At 59.6% G+C, this 19,502-nt stretch carries 15 protein-coding genes; 1 reads left to right on the top strand and 14 read right to left on the bottom strand.

The features are described from left to right. Positions 1 to 35: 35 nt before the first annotated feature. From AP059_RS16110 to AP059_RS16045, 14 genes are all read right to left on the bottom strand, one after another. On the bottom strand, positions 36 to 1,046 hold the full coding sequence (locus AP059_RS16110) for a FecCD family ABC transporter permease (protein WP_059763428.1): 1,011 nt from the start codon (positions 1,044 to 1,046) through the stop codon (positions 36 to 38). Beyond that, positions 1,043 to 1,993 carry an ABC transporter substrate-binding protein gene (locus AP059_RS16105; protein ID WP_059763427.1) on the bottom strand — a complete coding sequence of 317 codons (951 nt, stop codon included), beginning with the start codon at positions 1,991 to 1,993 and terminating at the stop codon, positions 1,043 to 1,045. Before AP059_RS16105 ends, AP059_RS16110 begins: the two co-directional genes overlap by 4 nt. Further along, on the bottom strand, positions 1,990 to 2,778 hold the full coding sequence (locus AP059_RS16100) for an ABC transporter ATP-binding protein (protein ID WP_059763426.1): 789 nt from the start codon (positions 2,776 to 2,778) through the stop codon (positions 1,990 to 1,992). Before AP059_RS16100 ends, AP059_RS16105 begins: the two co-directional genes overlap by 4 nt. Before the next feature lie 107 nt (positions 2,779 to 2,885). Beyond that, positions 2,886 to 5,012: a TonB-dependent receptor gene (locus AP059_RS16095; RefSeq protein WP_059763425.1), complete on the bottom strand. Its 2,127-nt coding sequence runs from the start codon at positions 5,010 to 5,012 to the stop codon at positions 2,886 to 2,888. 166 nt (positions 5,013 to 5,178) lie between these two features. Next, positions 5,179 to 6,555: a PepSY-associated TM helix domain-containing protein gene (locus AP059_RS16090; protein WP_059763424.1), complete on the bottom strand. Its 1,377-nt coding sequence runs from the start codon at positions 6,553 to 6,555 to the stop codon at positions 5,179 to 5,181. A gap of 85 nt (positions 6,556 to 6,640) precedes the next feature. Next, positions 6,641 to 8,731 (bottom strand): TonB-dependent copper receptor, encoded by a 2,091-nt coding sequence (locus AP059_RS16085; RefSeq protein WP_059763423.1) that lies wholly within the window; start codon positions 8,729 to 8,731, stop codon positions 6,641 to 6,643. A gap of 99 nt (positions 8,732 to 8,830) precedes the next feature. Then, positions 8,831 to 9,199 carry a DUF2946 domain-containing protein gene (locus AP059_RS16080; RefSeq protein WP_059763422.1) on the bottom strand — a complete coding sequence of 123 codons (369 nt, stop codon included), beginning with the start codon at positions 9,197 to 9,199 and terminating at the stop codon, positions 8,831 to 8,833. Between the two features lie 48 nt (positions 9,200 to 9,247). Next, complete coding sequence (locus AP059_RS16075) at positions 9,248 to 9,742, bottom strand: copper chaperone PCu(A)C (RefSeq protein WP_059763421.1); 495 nt, start codon at positions 9,740 to 9,742, stop codon at positions 9,248 to 9,250. Between the two features lie 47 nt (positions 9,743 to 9,789). Beyond that, positions 9,790 to 10,188, bottom strand: a complete 399-nt coding sequence (locus tag AP059_RS16070; RefSeq protein ID WP_059763420.1) for a DUF2946 domain-containing protein — start codon at positions 10,186 to 10,188, stop codon at positions 9,790 to 9,792. 107 nt (positions 10,189 to 10,295) lie between these two features. After that, positions 10,296 to 10,586 carry an addiction module antidote protein gene (locus AP059_RS16065; protein WP_059763419.1) on the bottom strand — a complete coding sequence of 97 codons (291 nt, stop codon included), beginning with the start codon at positions 10,584 to 10,586 and terminating at the stop codon, positions 10,296 to 10,298. A 3-nt stretch (positions 10,587 to 10,589) separates the two neighbouring features. After that, positions 10,590 to 10,892 carry a type II toxin-antitoxin system RelE/ParE family toxin gene (locus AP059_RS16060; protein ID WP_059763418.1) on the bottom strand — a complete coding sequence of 101 codons (303 nt, stop codon included), beginning with the start codon at positions 10,890 to 10,892 and terminating at the stop codon, positions 10,590 to 10,592. A 48-nt stretch (positions 10,893 to 10,940) separates the two neighbouring features. Further along, positions 10,941 to 11,669, bottom strand: coding sequence for a cobalt-precorrin-6A reductase (locus AP059_RS16055; RefSeq protein WP_059763417.1), 729 nt, complete (start codon positions 11,667 to 11,669; stop codon positions 10,941 to 10,943). Next, positions 11,666 to 12,763: a cobalt-precorrin-5B (C(1))-methyltransferase gene (locus AP059_RS16050; RefSeq protein WP_059763416.1), complete on the bottom strand. Its 1,098-nt coding sequence runs from the start codon at positions 12,761 to 12,763 to the stop codon at positions 11,666 to 11,668. Before AP059_RS16050 ends, AP059_RS16055 begins: the two co-directional genes overlap by 4 nt. Then, positions 12,756 to 13,967: a bifunctional cobalt-precorrin-7 (C(5))-methyltransferase/cobalt-precorrin-6B (C(15))-methyltransferase gene (locus AP059_RS16045; RefSeq protein WP_059763415.1), complete on the bottom strand. Its 1,212-nt coding sequence runs from the start codon at positions 13,965 to 13,967 to the stop codon at positions 12,756 to 12,758. Before AP059_RS16045 ends, AP059_RS16050 begins: the two co-directional genes overlap by 8 nt. 257 nt (positions 13,968 to 14,224) lie before the next feature. On the opposite strand from AP059_RS16045, the gene AP059_RS16040 reads away from it, so the two are divergent. Further along, on the top strand, positions 14,225 to 19,480 hold the full coding sequence (locus AP059_RS16040; RefSeq protein WP_059763414.1) for a dermonecrotic toxin domain-containing protein: 5,256 nt from the start codon (positions 14,225 to 14,227) through the stop codon (positions 19,478 to 19,480). The last annotated feature ends 22 nt before the right edge of the window (positions 19,481 to 19,502 follow it).

Here is a 19,502-nt window from a genome sequence, read left to right as displayed (position 1 = left end):
CTCGGGCAGCGTGCCAAATGCAAGCGCCGCGAGGTTTAACGCTTGCGCATCAACCCAATAAAAAACAGCCCACCAATCGCCGCCGTGGCCACGCCGATGGGCAAGTCTTCGGGGGCGATCAGGGTGCGTGCGGCTACATCGACCCACACCAGAAACACGCTGCCCAGCAACGCTGAAACAGGCAATAACCGCCGGTGCTCGGCGCCCACCAAACGGCGGGCAATGTGCGGGATCATCAGCCCGACAAAACCGATTGAACCGCTGATGGCCACCAGTACACCGGTCATCAACGAGGCGATCAAAAACACCTTGAGCCGCACATTGCGCGCATTCAGGCCCAAAGTGACGGCAGTTTGTTCGCCCGCCATCAGCGCGTTGAGCGGGCGGGCCATGCCCAGCAGTAAAACCAGCCCCAGCAGCACGCTGGCGCTGGGGATGGCCAGCAGCTCCCAGCGCGCCAACCCCAGGCCGCCGAGCATCCAGAACAACACGGCGGAGCTGGCGCGATGGTCGCCTAAAAACAACAAGGTGTTGGCCACGGCCATCATCACAAACGACACAGCAACCCCGCATAACAACAGGCGGTCGCTGTCTAATCGGCCGTGACGGCTGGCGATGGCCAGCACCAGCAGCATGCTCAACAGTGCGCCGATAAAGGCGGCGATGGGTAAGGTCAGCAGGCCGACGATTTCGCCCACGTGCAGCACCACAATCACCGCACCCAACGTGGCGCCACTGGTCGCGCCCAGCAGGTGTGGATCGGCCAGCGGGTTACGCGTCACGGCTTGCAGCACGGCACCGATCAACGCCAGCCCGGCGCCGACCAAGGCACCGAGCAGCATGCGCGGCACGCGGATCAGCCACACGATATGTTCCTGCCCCGCGCTCCAGCTCACGTCACCGATGCCCAACAGCTTGTGCAGCACGATGTGCCAGACCACGTCCACGGGCACCCGCGCCGGGCCAAAGCCCAACGACACCACGCATGACACCAGCAGCAGTGCGCCAAGGCTCACCAGTAGCAACGTGTAGCGGTGAGACATCATTGGGGATGAAAGCCTTTGGCGAGCGTTTCGATGGCCAGCACATTGTCGATGCCCGGCGTGGCTTGCACGTAAGGGATGACGATGAAGCGTTGGTTGCGAACGGCATCGACCGATTGCAGTGCGGGGTTGGTCTGGAGGAAGTGCTGTTTTTGCTCGGCGCTGACTTCGCTGTAATCGACGATCACGATCACCTCGGGATTGCGCTCGACCACGGTCTCCCAGTTGATGCGGGTCCAACTGGCGTCAATATCGCTCAGGATGTCGTTGCCGCCTGCGGCTTCGATCAAGGCATGGGGGATGCCCAGTTTGCCCGAGGTCATGGCGCGGTCTTCGCCACTGTCATACAAAAACACACGCGGCTTTGTAGCAGGCAGGGTCTTTTGCACCTCGGCGATTGTCTGCTGCATGCGTGCGATCAGGGCGTTGGCGCGGTCTTGTACATCGAAGATTTTGCCGAGGTTGCGCAGGTCGTTATAGGTGTCCTCCATGCTCGCCGGTGGACGTTTCATCACAAACGCACACGACTCGGTCAGCTCGTACACGTTGATGCCCAGCGGGGTCAGGGTTTGCGGGGTGAGATCGCCGCCCACGCGCATGCCGTAGTCCCAACCGGCGAAGAAGAAATCGACGTTGGCGTTGAGCAGGGTCTCGACTGACGGGTACTTGCTTGCCAGCTCCGGCAGCCCGTCGAGGATCACGTTCATCTGCGGCGTTACGGCCTTCCAGCCACTGATGCCGCTGTAGCCGACCATGTGCGGTTTGAGGCCCAGGGCGAGCATCATTTGCGTCATGTTGATGTCGTGGCTGACCGCGTGTTTGGGCGCTGCATTGAAGGTCACGTCGCGGTTGCAGCTTTTGATCGTCAGCGGGTAGGTGGTGGCGTCGGCCTGGGCCAGTTGGGCACCGAACAACACGCTTAAGCATAGAGCGAGGCGGATCAGGTTCATGGTTGGGTTATCCAGGTGATGCGCGGGTAGCCGGACAGCGGATGATCGTCGATCAGCGCGTCGACGCCAAACACCTCGCGCAACAGCTCTACGGTCAGTACTTCGCGGGGCGTGCCGCTGGCGATGATGTTGCCGTGGTTGATGACGTACAGGCGGTCGCAAAAGGCGGCGGCCAGGTTGAGGTCGTGGATGCTGGCCAGGGTGGCGATGTTCAGCCGTTGGACCAGTTGCAACAACGCCAGTTGATAGCGCGGGTCGAGGTGATTGGTTGGCTCGTCGAGGACCAACAGGTCGGGTTGCTGGGTCAGGGCGCGGGCCAGGATCACGCGCTGTTTTTCACCGCCGGACAAGGTGGCGAAGGCGTGGTCTTCAAAGCCGTGCAGGCCCACCGATTCGAGGGCGTTTTTCGCCAGTTGGCGATCGGCCTCGGTGTCGCCGTCGAACAAGCCTTTGTGCGGGGTGCGGCCCATCGCGACCACTTCGTCGACGGTCAGGCCAAAAGCATCGGGGAATTCTTGCAACACCACGGCGATGCGTTGTGCGCACCAGCGGGGCGACTGTTGCCACAGGTTGTGCTGTTCGAGATGCACGCTGCCGGATTCAGGCTTGCTGAAGCGATAGGCGCAGCGCAGCAGGCTGGTTTTGCCGCTGCCGTTAGGCCCGATCAACCCCACGAACTCCCCTGCGGCCACGTGCAGGCTGGCATCACGCAGGTGGAACTGGTGATGGCAATGGCCGTGGCCCAAAGGCGACCAGGCGAGTTGAGTGAGGGTGAGACGGGTCATAAAAAATCCGGGGGGTTGAGTTAACGCCGATCAGTGCAGGCGCAGGCTGCGAGCTTTTGCTCTTTGAGCATCAAGAGTGCGCAGCCTGCGGGGTGTTACGGACGTGCTTAAAAGGCGTAATCGGCAGTCACAAAGAACGAGCGCGGCTCGCCCATGATCCATTGTTGGCCGCCATTGTATTGGCTTACGGCGTACTGGCGGTTGAACAAATTGTTCAATCGCACGCCCAGAGTCGTTTTAGGCAAGGCTTTCCAGCTCACGGTGGCGTCAACTACGGTGTAGCTCGGTAGCTCGACGTTGTTGGCGGTGTCGGCATAGCGCGAATCGACATAACGCACACCTGCGCCGGCGCGCACGTCGTCGGTGATGGCGTTGCTCAGCCACAGGTTGGCGGTACGGCGCGGCACGTCGGTGGGGCGGTTGCCTTTGCGCGACACGCCGTCGTCGTTGAAGGTGTCGTACTCGGCGCGCACGATCGACGCGTTGGCTTGCAGTGCCCAACGGTTGGGCAGTTGCAGGTCAAGGCTGGCTTCCAGGCCATTAGAGGACTGCTCGCCCACTTGCAGGGTGCGAGTCGCGTTGTTGGGGTCGGTGGTCAGCAAGTCCTTTTTGACGATGTGGTACGCCGCCAAGGTCCACTCGCCACGCTGGTTCCAGAACATCTGCTTGAAGCCGATTTCAGTTTGACGCGCATGGGCCAGATCAAAATTTTGCTGACCGGCGTCCAGGCTGATCAACCCGCCGACGCCATCGACGCTGGTGGCTTGTTGTGCGTAGATCGACATGTCGGGGGTCAGTTCGTACACCAGGCCGACTTTCCAGCTGTTGGCTGACAGGCTGCGGTCACTGCGCGTGGTGTCGCCGTTTGCGGCAAAGTCGTCGCGGTCCAGGTGCACGATGTCGCGGCGCACACCGGTGACCAGCGACAGTTGATCTGTCAGTTCAGTGCGGTTTTCGGCGAACAGCGATACCTGTTGCGTGGTGGTGGTGAACTGGTCGCGGTAGGGCGACGCGCTTTGGAATTCGCCGCGATCCGGGTGGTACAGATCAACGGGCTGCCCGTCTGCATCGACATCGTGGTACGGCGAGTTGCTGTGCAGGCTGAAATGGATACGGTTGTAGTCCATGCCCACCAGGGTTTTGCTTTTAAGCCCGAACAGATCATGGTTGAGGGTGAACGTCTGACGGTCACCGATCTGTTCCTGATCATGCTTGATGCTGAAGTAGCCGCTGCGCAATAACGTTTGACGGTCTTGATCCCAGCCGTGGTTCTCGGCGTTCTGCCAACGGCGCTGGGCCTTGAGGTAATACAGTTCGTTGCTGGCGCTCAGGTTGTCGCTGATCTGCCATTCGCTGTTGAGGCGCGTCCACTGGTCGTTGTAGTGCAACTTGGCGTCACGCACGTTGTAGTTCTTGTCGCGCAGGCTCTTGTGATAACGGCCATTGATCAACGGCACGCCGAAATCGTTTTGCGGCTCCTGATCGCCGTAGTCGTGGCTCAGGGTGAACGCCAGGTCATCGGTGGCCTGCCAGCGCAGGGCGGCGCTGATGAAGGTTTTTTCAGATTCACCGTGGTCGATCCAGCCATTGCTCTGGAGGTGGTTGATGTTCAAGCGATAGCTGAGGGTGTCAGTCAGCGAACCGCCGCTGTCCAGCGCCTGTTGCCGGGTGTCGTAGGAGCCGTAACCGATGCGCACATGGTTTTCGATTTCGCCGCTGAAGGGCTTTTTCGGGATCACGTTGATCACGGCGCCCGTCGCGCCTTCGCCATACAACACCGAGGCCGGGCCGCGCAGCACGTCGATGCGCTCTACCGACCAGTCGTCCACCGGGAACGTCACGGTGCCCGCACCGCTGTACATGCGCACGCCGTCGTAAAGCTGCATGACCGAGCCTTCGCCGACGAAGCCCCGGGCCGCATACGCTGAACCGCCGTTGCCGGGCGATCCGGTAAAACTGATGCCGGTCGTGCGGGTCACGGCGTCCTGCACACTGCGGTCACCGCGTGCGCGAATCTGCTCGCCGGTCAGGTTTTCAACGCTGGCGGGGGTTTGGAGGCTGTTGAGGTTCAGGCGCGAACCGGCGCTTGTAGCGGTTTTGAGGTCAATGTGTTCGTCATCGACTTCTGGCGCGGTAATGGTGGCGGCGGGTAGCATCAACGACGGCGCAGTGTCATCCGCGTGCGCGTGGTTGATCGCCAACAGGCAAAGGCTGGAAAGCAGGTACTTATTCATCGGGGCAGTCAGTCGCTTTTTTCTGGAGGTATGCCCGCTGCCTCCTGGCGGCGGGTGATGGAGCTTAAATAAAGCCGTTATAAAGTAACAGGCTTTTTCGGGCGTTTTATCAGGGCGCCATTATCCCCAAGTCTCTAGACGGCATCTCTCGAAGCATTCACGTTGCCTATGAGCAGCGCTCATGTTGCTGTTTAGAACGAATAATCAGCAGCAAGCGGTCCACGGCCCAGACCGCAAGCAATGAGGCGCCCACCAGCGGGAAGAGCACGGCAAGGAGCATCATGATCGCCACCCCGGTCTTCCAGGTTGGCAGTGCATGACGCAGCGGCGGTACGCCTAAACGCCCTTGTGGACGGCGCTTCCACCAGATCACCAGGCCGCTGATCGAGCTGAGCAGAATCATCAGGCACACCAGCAAAATGGCGATTTGATTCAGCGACCCAAAGAGTTTGCCTTCATGCAGCATCACGCCCATTTCCGTGGCGCGTGCGACGTTGCTGTAATGCTGCCAGCGCACATCGGCCAGCACTTCGCCCGTGTATTGATCGACATGCAGCGTGGCGTCGTTGCGCGGGTCATCGGCAAAGACGGCGACGGTGAAAACCCCTTCAGCAGTGGTCGGCAGGGTGATGCTGTAACCGGGTTCAACGTTGCGCCTGTTCGCGGTGTCGACCACTTGTTGCAGGGTCACGCGCGGTGCGGCGGGGCCGCTGGCGTGAGCAGTGTGGCCACTGTGTTCGGCGTGGGCGCCGGAGAGCGGCATGGGCGTGTTTTCCATGGCCCACGGTACGGTTTGGCGGGTGGCGGTATTAAGGTTGCGCGCTTGCAAGTCCGATTGAGGGACGTTGTTCCACATCGCGGCCGGGAACTGGTTCCACAGGTCGGCATATTGCTTGCCCCAAAAACCGGTCCAGGTCATGCCGCTGATCAACATGAACAGCAGCAAGGCGGCGCCCCAAAAACCTGTCACCGCGTGCAGGTCGCGCCAGAGCACGCGTCCGCGCCGGCTCACGCGAGGCCATAACACACCGGCCGCTGATTGCCCGCGCGGCCACCATAAATACAGGCCGGAAATCACCAGCACCACGCCCCAGCCAGCGGCCAGCTCCACCAGCCGGTCGCCGAGGGTGCCGATCATCAACTCGCCATGCAGCGCGCGGGCCACGGCTTGCAGGTTGAGCTTGGCATCTTGCTCGCCCAGTATTTCGCCGCTGTAGGGGTTGATGAACACATTGAGCTCGCGGCCAGCGTTATGAATAACGAACTGGCCGCTGCGTTGCGGGTTGAGCGCTGGCAGGTACTGGCTGACGTGGCTCTGTGGGTAGGTGGTTTGGACGCGTTGCAGTTGTTGGTCGGCGCTGAGGCGGTGATGGCCGGGGCTGACGTTGATCAGGTGGTCGTAGAGCAGCGGGTCGAGCTGTGGCTTGAACAGGTAAATAATCCCGGTCAGGGCCAGCAGGATCATGAAGGGTGCGACAAACAGCCCGGCGTAGAAATGCCATCGCCAGGCCAGGTTGTAGAAAGACGGTGTGGGTTGGCTCATGTGAGCGGCTCCGCAAGTTAGCGCGTGTTGTGATTGAAGCCCTCTCCCTGAGGGAGAGGGTTGGGGTCAGAAGGTCACAGGGCTATCAAAAGCTCACATCAATCTTGGTCCACAACGTGCGGCCGGGTTCGTTGATCGGGGTCGGGTCGCTGGCCGGGTAGCCGTAGCCCGCGTTGCCCGCCATGTTCAGGTGCTCGCTGTAGTTTTTATCCAGCAGGTTGTCGACCCCGGCGCTGACCTTGAGGTTTTTGTTGAGGCGGTAGGCACCGTTGAGCGAGAACACACCAAAGCCAGCGCTTTTGTCGTAGTCCTTGCCCACCACGTTGCCAGCGTTGCGATCAATTCGGTCCTGGGGCGCGACCACACGCCACAAGGCACCGGCACTCCAGTCGTCCTCGCTGTAGGTCAGACCGAGGCGGGTATCGAGCGGCGGCATTTGTGGCAATGCCTTGCCATCGCTGGTGTTTTTACCCCAGGCATAGGCCAGGGTAGCGTCGGCTTTCCAGTGGGACGTCAGTTGGTACGCGGCCCCCAGTTCGCCGCCCATCACCCGCGCGTTGATGTTCTGTGCCTGGGACGAGCCCTTGGCGTAGTCAAACAGGATGTAGTCGCGAATCTCTCCGGCATACACCGAGGCCCACGCCTCCACCTTCTCTGTCTTGTACTGCAGGCCCAGGTCGAGCTGGGTGGTTTTTTCGGGCTTGATCGCATCAAACGCGTTCACCGAACCTGCGGGGCCTGAGGTCGGTGAAAACAGCTCCCAATAGTCCGGGAAGCGCTGGGTGTGGCCCACGCCTGCGTAAACGGTGGTGGGGCTGTCGGCCAGGTCGTGCTCATAGCGCACGAAGCCGCTGGGCAGAGTATCGGCGCGGGTTTTATCCAGCGTCGGATTAGGCTTGCTCATCATTCCCGAGCCAATGCGGGCACGAAAGTCCTTGGCTGAGGCACGGTCTATGCGGGCACCCGCAATCACGCGGTCGCGGTCAGCGGCGTACCAGGTCAGTTCGCCAAAGGCGCCATAGTTGTGGAAGTCAGCGTCTTTGCTCCAGTTCTGATCCTTGTAGGTGTTGATGCCCATGCCCATGCGTTTACGGTGTTCGTTGGTTTGCGCGTCGAGGCCGCTGATCAACTGGTAGTCGGCCCAGCGCCAAGTGGCCTTGATCCGTGCACCGAGGGTGCGGCGGTCGACGTTGGACGCCATCGGCCCCGCCATCATGCCGGTGCCCGACGGGGTGCGCAGGGTGTAGTTGTCCATCACGTGGTCGGCGTAGTTGTAGTAAACCTGCGCTTCGATCTTGTCGAGCACCTCGCCGATGTTGGACTTTTCAAAGCGCAGGCCCAGGCTTTCGCGCTTGTATTGGCTGCCGTCCATGCCGCGTCCTGCCGAACGCGCTTGGCCATCACCCTTGCCTGCGGTGAGTTCCAGCAGCGTGTCGGCGTCGGGGGTCCAGCCCAGGGCGATGTCGCCATTCCATTTGTCATAGCGCGAGGGCACGGTGTCGCCATTGCCGTCTTTGTAATCGTCAGAGTGCGCGGTGTTGCCGATCACCCTGACATAGCCCAGCGGGCCACCGGCGGCGGCGTCGATGGTTTTGTCAAAGCGGCCGTTGGAGCCGGCCAGCACACTGGCATTGACCCGTGTACCCAGTTCGCCGAAGTGTTCCGGTTCACGTTCAAACAGGATCGTGCCTGCCGAGGCACCCGGTCCCCAGAGCACGGTTTGCGGGCCTTTAATGACCGTCAGTTTGTCGTAGGTTTCCGGCGAGATGTAGGAGGTGGGTGCATCCATGCGGCCGGGGCAGGCGCCGAGCATCATGCCGCCGTTGCTGAGGATGTTGAGCCGTGAGCCGAACATGCCGCGCAATACCGGGTCACCGTTGGTGCCGCCGTTGCGGATCAGGGCGAAGCCGGGAATGGTCTTCAGGTAATCGCCGCCGTCACTGGCGGGCACCGGCTGGCGCGGGTCTTTGGGGTTGGTGACGATGGTCAGCGGCGAGCTGGGAGCTAGCGCGGTGACCACGGTCGGGCTGAGTTCGCGCACGTGTGTGGCGTGTGCATCTGCCGGCTCAGCAGCCAGCGCCGCGGGTGCAAATACTGCGCAACACAGGGCGCTGAGGGCGAAAGGAAACACCGCTTGGGCGTGAGGCAAACGGGAGGCAGCAGTAAAACGGGACATAAGCATTCCAATATTCAAGCGAGTACAACTCGGCCACCTACCTGCGGCTGTCTAAAGCAGCGCATACAGGGGGCACGGGGGTTGAGGTTGTGTCGTTGCTTAAAGGAATACGGGCGGGGCGCGGGAGCGAGCGCCGGGGAACACCGGTTGGCGGGCATGCCCTAGCCGTGGGTTGGACGCCAGGTACGTTTTGGGGGCTGGCGTATCGAACACGACCAGATCAACGGCACCGGGCAGCGCGGGGCAACTGAACAGCAGCGTGCAATAGCCGCATTTTTCCCAGAGCGCGTGATGGTCCTCGGGCGGTTGCTGAGGCTCTGCGTGTTCGCTGTGCGCAGCCATGCGCATGTCCATCGGCATGGGCATGGAGGCGTGATGATCCATCGGCATCGCTTGGGAAATCAGCGGGCCGATGAAGATCATCAACATGGCAAACAGGCTCAGCCAACTGCCGCGAATCTGCGACATGGGCGGCCTGGCGCGAGACGCGCGCACCGGGTTTAAAAACCTTGGCCGTTAGTGGGCGTGCTGGTGTTCCATGCTGGCGGCCGGAGGTTGTTTTTGCACATTCACGTCCACTTGCACCGCACCTGCCTTTTCAAAATTCAGGGTCAGCGGGAAGTGTTTGCCGTCCTGCAGCAGGCTGCGGTCTTTGAGGTTGAACAGCATCACGTGATAGGCCATTGGCGCGAACGTGAGAGTGCCGCCTGGCGGGATATCAACCGTGGGCACATGCTGCATTTTCATCAGGTCGCCCTGCATGACGTGCTCGTGGATCTCGGCTTTTTCGGCAATTGGCGTCTCGGCACTCAGCAAACGATCAGCGCTGTTGCCGGTGTTTTTGATGACGAAATACGCCGCCACAGTGGGCGCATTCGGTGGCAACTCTTGTGACCACGGGTGAGCAATTTGAAGTGCGCCGACTTTATATTCGTGGGCGTTGGCAAAGCAGGCAGGCAATAACACAGCCGCCGCAATCAGGGCGTGCTTGACCAGTGACAGGTTCAACATGGCAGTTCTCCGGAACGATTCAAACGCAAAGGGGTTGCGAGGCTGAATCACACCAGAGGCGAGGCGCGGGGGTTGAGGCTCGGCCATTGCTGGCGCGGGGTGGGGCGCTTCAGGTGGTCGGCGATCAGGCTGTGGCCATGCTCGATGGCGGCGAAATACAGCGTGGGGATATGCGCCGGCAAAGCGACTAACGGCGCCGAGCCTGAGCAGCACCAGCAGTGCTGCATTGTCGAATGATCGTCTTTTTGGCTGCCGCCAGCGTCAACTTTGCCTAACGACACGGCCACCATCTGGGTGCCGGTAGAGGTGCAAAAGCTGCTCCACATGAACTGTTCGGTGGGGGCCGAGGTGGCATCAGTCATCGCGCCTGCCATCGACATGGCGAGCATGTTGAATAGCACTGCAAAGCAGGCGATCCAGGCAAATGCAAAGCGTTGTCGTGACATGACGAGTTCCGTGAGTTACGCGACCAAGGCGGCTATTTAGCCTGAATGGTGAGCGTAAGTAAAAAGAGCGAGTGCGGCGAAGTGTCGCTCAATACCGTGGCGCAGCCTCAGGCTGCGCTCGCGTGCAGTTTGAGTCCCAGTGCTTTCATGACTTTGATGACAGTCGCGAACTCCGGATTGCCACTGCTGCCGAGTGCTTTGTAGAGGCTCTCGCGGCCCAGCCCTGTGTCCCGAGATAGCTGGCTCATGCCTTGAGCGCGAGCGATATCGTTAAGTGCCGCGCGAATCAGACTGCCGTCACCTGGGTCTTCCTCGAAGCATGCATCGAGATAGGCCGCCATTTCTTCAGGGCTTTTCAAGTAATCAACGGTATCGAAACGGGTAAGTTGCTCGGTCATGGTTCAGTCCTCATTACCCAACATATGTGCCATGTTTTTTGCGCGTTTTATGTCGCGCGCCTGAGTGGTTTTATCTCCACCCATAAGCAGCAGGTAAACCACTTCTCCTTTGCGGGTGTAGTAGATCCTGTAACCAGGCCCGCAATGGATGCGCATTTCGTAAACGCGTTCGCCTACAGGCTCGCAGTCAGCGAAATGGCCTAATCCAGCGGCTCGGATGCGAGCCAGAATACGTGCTTGCCCAACCTTGTCTTTTAATGAGCTTAGCCATTTTGAGAACTCATGGGTTTGTTCGAAATTTATCATGTGGCGAATCGTATCCCCAAGGATACACTCACGCCATCAATTACACATTCAAAAATATTTTTTCTGTTTCAATGCCTCCAGCACACCCCCCACCGTCCAAAACTCCCGGTCTACCTTCGCCAGCGCCGGGCGCTTGAGTATCAACACGGGCACCCCGCGTTCACGGGCGATTTGCAGTTTAGGCTCGGTGGCGCTGCTGCCGCTGTTCTTACTGATCAGTACGTCGATGTGGCGCTGCTCAAACAGCAACCGTTCGTCTTCAATCCTGAACGGACCGCGTGCGCCGATGACTTCACAGCGCTCATTGCCGGGATACGGGTCCAGCGCGCGCAAGGTCCAGAACTGATCGGCTGGAATCTCATGCAGGTGCGCCAGCGGTTCTTTGCCCAAGGTAAACAGCGGTCGTTTGAACGGTTTGAGGGCGGCAACCAGTTCGGCCCAGTCGGCAACTTCACGCCAGTCATCAGCGGCCTGTGCCTGCCAGGCCGGACGGCGCAAGGCCCAGCACGCAATGGCGCAGCAGCGGGCCGCCTCAGCCGCGTTGTGGCTGATTTGCGCGGCATACGGGTGGGTCGCATCCAGCAGCAGGTCGATGCGTTGCTCGCGAATGTACTGTGCCAATCCTTGTGCGCCGCCATACCCGCCGACCCGCACTTGGCAGTGCAAGTCAGTCGGTACGCGGCCCATACCCGCCAGGCTGTAAACGTGCTGCGGCCCCAGCGTGCGGGCAATGGCCAGTGCTTCGGTGACCCCGCCGAGTAATAAAATGCGCGTCATGTAAAGGCCCCGGCGTGGCCAACGATGCCCCCTTGACGGTCGATGGCGAAGACTTCGACTTGCACCTGCGCAGGCACCACGCTGCGGGCAAAGTTGAGTGCGTGCTGGCACACAGCGTCTCCGAGCGCGATGCCCGCGGCGCTGGCCATGGCCAAGGCTTGCTGGCTGGTATTGGCCGCACGGATGGCAGCTTGCAACTCAGCGTCGGCGCCAATGGTGGCGGCCCATTGCGCCAACTGCGCCAAGTCGATACTGGAATGGCGGCTGTGCAAATCCATGTGGCCGGCGGCCAGTTTGCTGATTTTGCCGAAGCCGCCGCACAGGCTCAACTTATCCACAGGGACTTTGCGCAGGTGCTTGAGCACCGCCCCCACAAAGTCGCCCATTTCGATCAGGGCGATTTCCGGCAAGTGGTACACGCGGCGCATGGTGTCTTCGCTGGCATTGCCGGTGCAGGCGGCAATGTGCAAATAGCCATTGGTTTTGGCCACGTCGATCCCTTGATGGATTGAGGCGATGTAGGCCGCGCAGGAGAACGGGCGCACGATGCCGCTGGTGCCCAAAATCGACAGCCCGCCCAGAATCCCCAGCCGGGGATTCATGGTCTTGAGCGCCAGCGACTCGCCATCGCGCACGTTGACCGTGACTTCAAACCCGCCGCCATAACCGTGCTCTGCGGCCAATTGCAGCAAGTGATCGGTGATCATCCTGCGCGGCACCGGGTTGATCGCAGGCTCGCCTACAGCCAGCACCAGGCCGGGGCGCGTCACGGTGCCAACGCCCTGGCCGGCGACAAACGAGATGCCAGCCTGCGGTAGCAGGCGCACACGCGAATACAGCAGCGCGCCGTGGGTCACGTCAGGGTCGTCGCCTGCATCCTTGAGGGTCCCGGCTTCGGCACCCTGCGCGTGAAGGCGGCAGAACTCCAGGCGCATGGTCACGACTTTGCCCTTGGGCAGGGTGATTTCAACCGCGTCATGGCTTATGCCACTGAGCAGCAGGCGGGCGGCGGCCAGGCTGGTCGCCGTCGCGCAGCTACCAGTGGTCAGACCGCTGCGCAGCGGTGCGGGTTGTTCGGCGGTTTCGTCACGCATCAAGGGCTTTGGTCACGTCTAAAAGGGTAATCGGCAGTGCTTGGCGCCAGGTGTCGAAGTCGCCCAAGGGCTGGGCCTGGGCGATATGAATGCGCGTCAGCTCACCGCCATGTTGTTCGCGCCAGCTCATCAGCAACAGTTCACTTTGCAGGGTTACGGCATTGGCCACTAGCCGGCCGCCGGGTTTGAGCTGTTGCCAACAGGTGTCAAGCACGCCTTCGCGGGTCACGCCGCCGCCGATAAAAATGGCGTCCGGTCGCTCCAGCCCCTCGAGCGCCTGCGGGGCTTTGCCGCGAATCAATTGCAGGCCGGGCACGCCCAGCGCGTCACGGTTGTGTTCGATCAACTCTTGGCGGCCGCTGTCAGCCTCAATAGCCACGGTGCGACAGCTGGGGTAGCAGCGCATCCATTCGATGCCGATGGAACCGCTGCCCGCGCCCACGTCCCACAGCAGTTGGCCGGGTAAAGGGGCGAGGCGGGCGAGGGTGATCGCGCGCACATCGCGTTTGGTCAGTTGGCCGTCATGCTTGAAGGCGCTGTCGGGCAGGCCGCCGATACGCGACAGCGGTTGTGCGCTGGCATCGGCCACACAGTCGATTGCCAGCACATTCAGATCGGCGAGGGGCGGGTTTTCCCAGTCGGCGGCGCACGCCTGGACGCGTCGTTCGGTCGGGCCGCCCAGATGTTCAAGCACGCACAGGCGGCTAGGCCCAAAGCCTTGCTCGCGCAACAGTGCCGCGATGGCGGCAGGGCTGCTGGCGTCATTGCTCAATACCAGCAGGCGTACACCACTGTGCAAGTGGGCGTTGAGGGCAGCAAGGGGACGCGCCACCACCGATAACGTGATCACGTCCTGTAAGGGCCAGCCCAAGCGTGCGGCGGCCAATGAAAACGAAGAAGGTGACGGCAATATCTGCATTTCGTCGCTGGCAATGGTGCGCGCCAGGCTGGCGCCCACGCCGAACAGCATCGGATCGCCACTGGCCAGCACACAGACCGGCTCGCCACGAAGCGCCATGACGGGCGCCAGTGAAAAAGGGCTTGGCCAGCGTTGGCGTTCGGCACGCATACACACAGGCAGCAGATCCAGCTGACGCTGGCTGCCCATCACTGTGCTCGCGCTCAACAGCGCTCGCCGGGCGTTTTTGCCCAGACCGCTGAAGCCGTCTTCACCGATTCCCACAACTGTTAGCCAGGGCGCCATGCCAATCCTCATGTTCAAGATCAATCTGTCTGCTCGCCGTGCCGCTCAAAGGCCGGGCGATAGAGAAGGGCCGCATGATACGCGGCTTGGCGCGGGGATGCCTTTGCGTGTGGTCGCTCAGCGTACAGACGGTATTTTTGGCGGGAGGGTGTATCGATAAGCCCGCGCTTACAAAATCCCCGCAAACCCACTAACTATGTAACGCATGCCTGATCACGCAGATGGGTAACGTCTGAGTTCTTTTTCAGGAATACCCCATGAACCTTACAGGACATTCTTTTTATGCTCCGCAGTCCCTGCAAGACACTTTTCGCAGCGGGCTGGCGGCTGCTGAGTCATCAGGTGTCATTACTGCACTTGAAAGCGCGTGGTTAAAACAGGTACTTGAGGATGACACCGGGCTTTGGGCCAATAGCCTGTTTGTGTCCCGGCATCAGTCCCGACCTGCTCTGTTGGCCGGTGCTTACATGCTTCGACACAATGCCTCCCTGGATGAGCCCGTGTACTTACTGACGGTACTGGGCGGGCTGGCGCGATACACCGATGTCGATGCTTTGCGTCATGGGCTTGAGCAGGCGCTGGATGATCCCATCAAGCGTGTTGAGTGGCTGCATGTTGTCCCGGCCGATGTTCGGCCGGCGTTGAAGCAACCCGGTCAGCTCCAGTTAGTGGCCAAACCCTTGTCATTGTCGATCAAGGCTCACGCCAGCCAGAGCATCGCGGATTTAGTGCAACAAAGTCAGGAGGACACGCTAGCGTCTCTGGTCGCGGTGCCGTCCTTGCGTTCTTTGCTGGATGCCCAGTTGAAGGTGCAGCTGGAACGAGAGTTTGCGGGGCAATCGTTAGACGCTCATAGCATTCGGGTTCACAGCACCCGGCGGGGGAATCATTCTCCTGTACCCGATGAAACAGTGACCAGCCTGAGCAGTGTCGCCCTGGATTTTTTCGTCAAGGGCCAACTTGCCACGGATGAATACCACAGGTTTTCAGGGCCGTTTATTGCGCATGTCCAGGATGACGATGACACCTTGCTGACCCGCTTTACTCGCGTATTGCGGGCAGCAACCGCGCAACTGCCCACGCAGATGAATGAGGCGCTGGCAGACTTTTGGCGCGAAGCGCAGGCCCCTCAACCCACCGCGCACGCTTATTGTGTGGCGCGTTTAAGCGACATTTTTTTTCAGCACGTCGTACAGGCGCATCACGACGGGGAAATCAGCGCAGAAGAGTTCCTGGATTTGAAGCAACTGGTATCCGGTGCACATGGGCCACGCAAGGTTCAGGCGATCCGGTTACGGGTTTTTCAAGAGGGCGGGGGCGAGGTGTTGCTGTGTTCACTGTTGGGTATTTTTGTTCCGGGCCAAAGCTCGGCGGTGTTTTTGTTCAGCGCCTCCCGAGGCCTGGAAAAACTGCCCTCTCGCGGCAGGCTCAAGGCCCAGGTGCTAAAACCACTCAGGGACCCTTTGGCATACGAGTCCATTGCACATTACGCCCCGCTGGATCAGCAGGCATTGTTGGCAGGAATGTCTGCGCCGCGTCTGAATGTCGAAAATATCGAAGGTGATGTGTTCGACCAATGCATGCTGGATATCCGCCTCAAACAGGCTCGCGACTTTGGCTACTTGTTGCACCAATATCAGGCTCAAACTCAAGTGCTGGCGGCGCTGGACCATGCGCTTGATATTCGAAGCCTGATCGATCCCGTTTTTCTGCGGCTCAATAGTCAAGGTCGCTGGGACAGTCGTTTTGTGCCCAACACCAATGGGTTGAGGCTGGCGAGCAATGACAATGGCGGCCTGGCAGACTTGCTCAGCCTCAAACTGCCAAAGGTACAAGCGCAGCGCGATGCGTTGCTTCGTTACTGGCCAACGCCTCGTTCAGTCGCCCCGCAGCAGTTGTTGGAGCCATTGATGCGTGCAGGGCACCCGGGGTTGGATATCGCTTATACCGTGGTCCAGATTTACGACAGGGACCCGCTATCCCCCGGGGCGGTGGTGCATCGCGCCAGTTCGCTGGTTGATGCGCTTTTGGAGCATTTTACGAGCCGCCACACTTTTCCCCTTGATCCTGCGCGCATTCAGGTGGGGGTGACATCGAAAGTCAGTGACGAAGTAAAGCCGCTCAAAACATTGGGCGGGACCAAGTTGCTGACGGTGCTGGACCAGGCGGTAAAGAATTTTGCCCAGCATTATCAGCAGCAGCTAACGGCATTCTTTTTTGCCCCGCACAACCCGCTGGCTGATGACTCGCTGGCGAATCGGCTGGCGATGTTAAGGATGGTGATGCTCCGTGCTGAAGTACGCCTCAACTACCTGGACAATAGTCTGGGCTTGACTGACCAGGCGATTGTCAAAACCGTTCTGGGGTATCCGGTGAGTGCTGCCCGACCTGCTCTCAAGCATTTCGTGCCCGACGTTTATCACTTGTCGTTGGCACTGGGAGGCACGCTGAACGCCGTGGGCGTGGCCAATTGTTTGCTGGTCACCGAGCGAGGGGGGTTGGAGTCGATCAATGCGGGCCGCGCGATTATCTGGACACCGCTCCTGGGCTTTGAAGGGTTTGAGTCTCTGGACATTTGTCGCGCCCGGCTTGAGGCGCGCTGGCTGGACAAGACCTTACGCTGGGGATTGCTGAACCATGTGAGCTGCGCCGAACAACCGTTGGTCGAGGCTTATTTGGACCGGCTGCACGATGGGCAATCTGCGCAGAGTGAGTCGTGGCTTTATTTTGACCGGATCGAATCTGACTTTGTTCGCGATAGTCAAAACCAGGCCATTGGCAAAATGCTTAAAGACGCCGATTACCTATGCCAGAGCGCCCGCGACACAAAGATGAGCGCGCAAGCGCTTGAGAATATGGCGCTGAGTCAACTGGTTGAGGGGCATGCTGGCGTCACATTTGGTTATGCGCAAGCCTTGGCAGATGCACAAGTGCTCAAGGCTTCGCTGCCTGACTGGCTGAAAAATGCCTCGGCGGATGAGCAACTGCAATACGCCAACCTGCTTCAACGTTATCAATATGTTGTGCAGGAAAAAGGCTATTACCTGCGAGACATTCCTGACATCAACGACTATTCAAGAACACACCTCAAAGAGCGCCTGCTGGCAGACTTTCCCGGCCTTGTGCTTGACCCCGATGCTATTGAGGTGGTGGTTGATACTTACGTTGCGGCGCCGGTTCTTGTTGGCAGTACACCGTCTTTTTTACCCGCGGCCACCTCTCGCGAAGTTCAGACCCTCACACAGTTCGCACTGAGCGGTTTTTATCGGCTGGTGGGCGGGGCGATTTTTTTACGTTCAAGCAATGGTGCCGCCTTGCCGTTGGCGCTGGATGCCGACTACCTCAAGCGTATGGTCAGAAAACTGGACATCGGGGGGGCGTACCAACAGGTGCTCAAAACCCGGTTGGCGCCAGGGCATGATGGGGTCGCTTTGCGCCAGCATCAGTTTGCCGAGCAGCTTGTTTTGCAAACATTGGAACAAGGGCTGCGAGAAAAGCTCAATGGCATGCTCAGCGAGACCGCTTATGGTTATCTGGAGCATGTGCTGAACCACCCGGACGGAACAGCGCGCGCTGCGCTCAAGGATGTCGCGATCATCATTAAACCCCTGGAGCTGATAGCGGATGCCGGACGAGCGCCGGACCCGGCAACCGGTATTTACATGATTGGTCCGTTGGGCGCTCAAACCGGGCCGTGCCTGCTGTGGGTGATGTACAGCCAGCATTTTTCGTTGACCGAATATGCCAGCGAAACGGCTGTGTTGGCTGACATACACAGCAGCACTGCGCTGCAAACCCTGCTGTTGCAGCGTCTGCCCGCCAGTGAGCACAAAACTTACGCCAACGGTGGTTTTGTCGAGCCTCACTTACCGCGTTACATCGCTTCAACGGCGTTGGGGGACCTGTCCACGCCGGCGCCTGTCACGCTGGCCAGTCGCCCCATCGCGGGGAATCTGTTTCTACATCTCTACAACGACAACTACCACTTACTGTTGGCGATGGCGGCCTTGCAGTCCAAAACCACTGCGGAGAAAGACTGGGAGTCGTTTAAATATCTGCTTACGTTGGTGGTCAGCACCGCAATCATGTTCGTGCCTGGCAAGTTGAGTATTCCATTCGTTGTGTGGCAAGGCGTTGGCTTGGCGCGTGAAGGGGTAGCGTCCTTGAAAAAAGGTGAGTGGGTCTTGTCGGTTGAACAGTTTGCCATCGCCTTGGTGATGTTGGCCTCAAGCCGCCGCACGCTACACCCTGGCCTTGAAAACGGCACTGTGACCTTTAAACCGACGCAGCCGGGGCTGCCCTCTGCGACAGATATCACGCTCGAAAAACAGCAAGTGGCGCTCAGGCCCTTCCAGGCCAATGACATTGCACTGATCGACCTGAATAAAGACCTCGATAGTCAGATCTACAGTGATCCGCGATCGGACCTTAAATATGTGCAGTGGCGAGGGCAGGTGTTTCGGATTTATCAGTGGCGTCAGCGGTGGCGCATCTATATGGGTGAGCACCGTGAAGGGCCATTGATCAGACTCAACGCTCGACAGGCCTGGGAGGTAGATACAGACGAGTTTCTATTCGGGGGCGCCGTACTTTCGCGACTGGGCGGCTATACCACCCTGGCGGCCAATGCGCTGAGTTATGAAATCAGAGCCATTGGCATGCAAAGTATTGAGCGACGCTACCCTGACAAGGCGCTTGCCATCCGCGAGGCTCATTCACTGGCGACTGATTATTTGCAACGCAGCAGGGATGCGCTGCAAACCTTGCATGAGCCAGGCCCGCAGGCGATACAAAATCGTGAATTGATCGCCCGTTTCTTTGATGTAGGCAGCGTCGATCAAGCCCTGGAAGATCAGCTCAGTCGCGCTTTCGACGACATGCTTGCGCGTTTTATGCACCCTGATATGTCGCCACACACCTCCAATAAATACGTGGCGTGCCGCTCTCGATTCGATTCGCACGCCTCAGCTTTTATCAACCGCTGGGATGGCACCAAGCGTGTGTACTTGACCGAGGAGTTTTTCAAACCGGTGTTTGAGCAGCCGTATCCGCTGACCCACCCGTACCTCAAACAGACGGCTACGTCCTTTGCGGTCAACCGCCAGATGCAGGCAGCCTTTCTACTGCACGAAATAACGCACCAGGTACTGGGCACTGAAGACATTCATTATTTGAATCCGGGTTTTCCTTACCTGGATTTGTTCGACACTGACCAGCCTCTTGGGCATGAGCTGAAAGAGCTGACTGAAAGCGTCCAGCAATGTCACAGCCCTCAACTGCCCCCCGAGCATATTTTTCAAAAGCTTGATCCTGACACGCTGGGGTGGTCGGACATGCCGCCAGGGCCTGCCAAAGCCAAGGTCAAAAGTATTGCGGGAGTGAACACACTGGAAGAAGCGCGGCAGGTTTTCAAAAATGATCCTGCCAAACGCGTCGAATTAATGTTGGCCAATGCCGATACAGTCGTATTGCTGTTAATGCGTTTGGGGCGTAATTACCCCGTATCCGCGTAATGTCGGGGTAGCCCCTGTCATT

Origin of the sequence: Pseudomonas sp. TAA207 (assembly GCF_001529285.1) — a bacterium.
Classification (GTDB): domain Bacteria; phylum Pseudomonadota; class Gammaproteobacteria; order Pseudomonadales; family Pseudomonadaceae; genus Aquipseudomonas; species Aquipseudomonas weihenstephanensis.
This window is presented reverse-complemented; position numbering and strand designations above follow the sequence as displayed.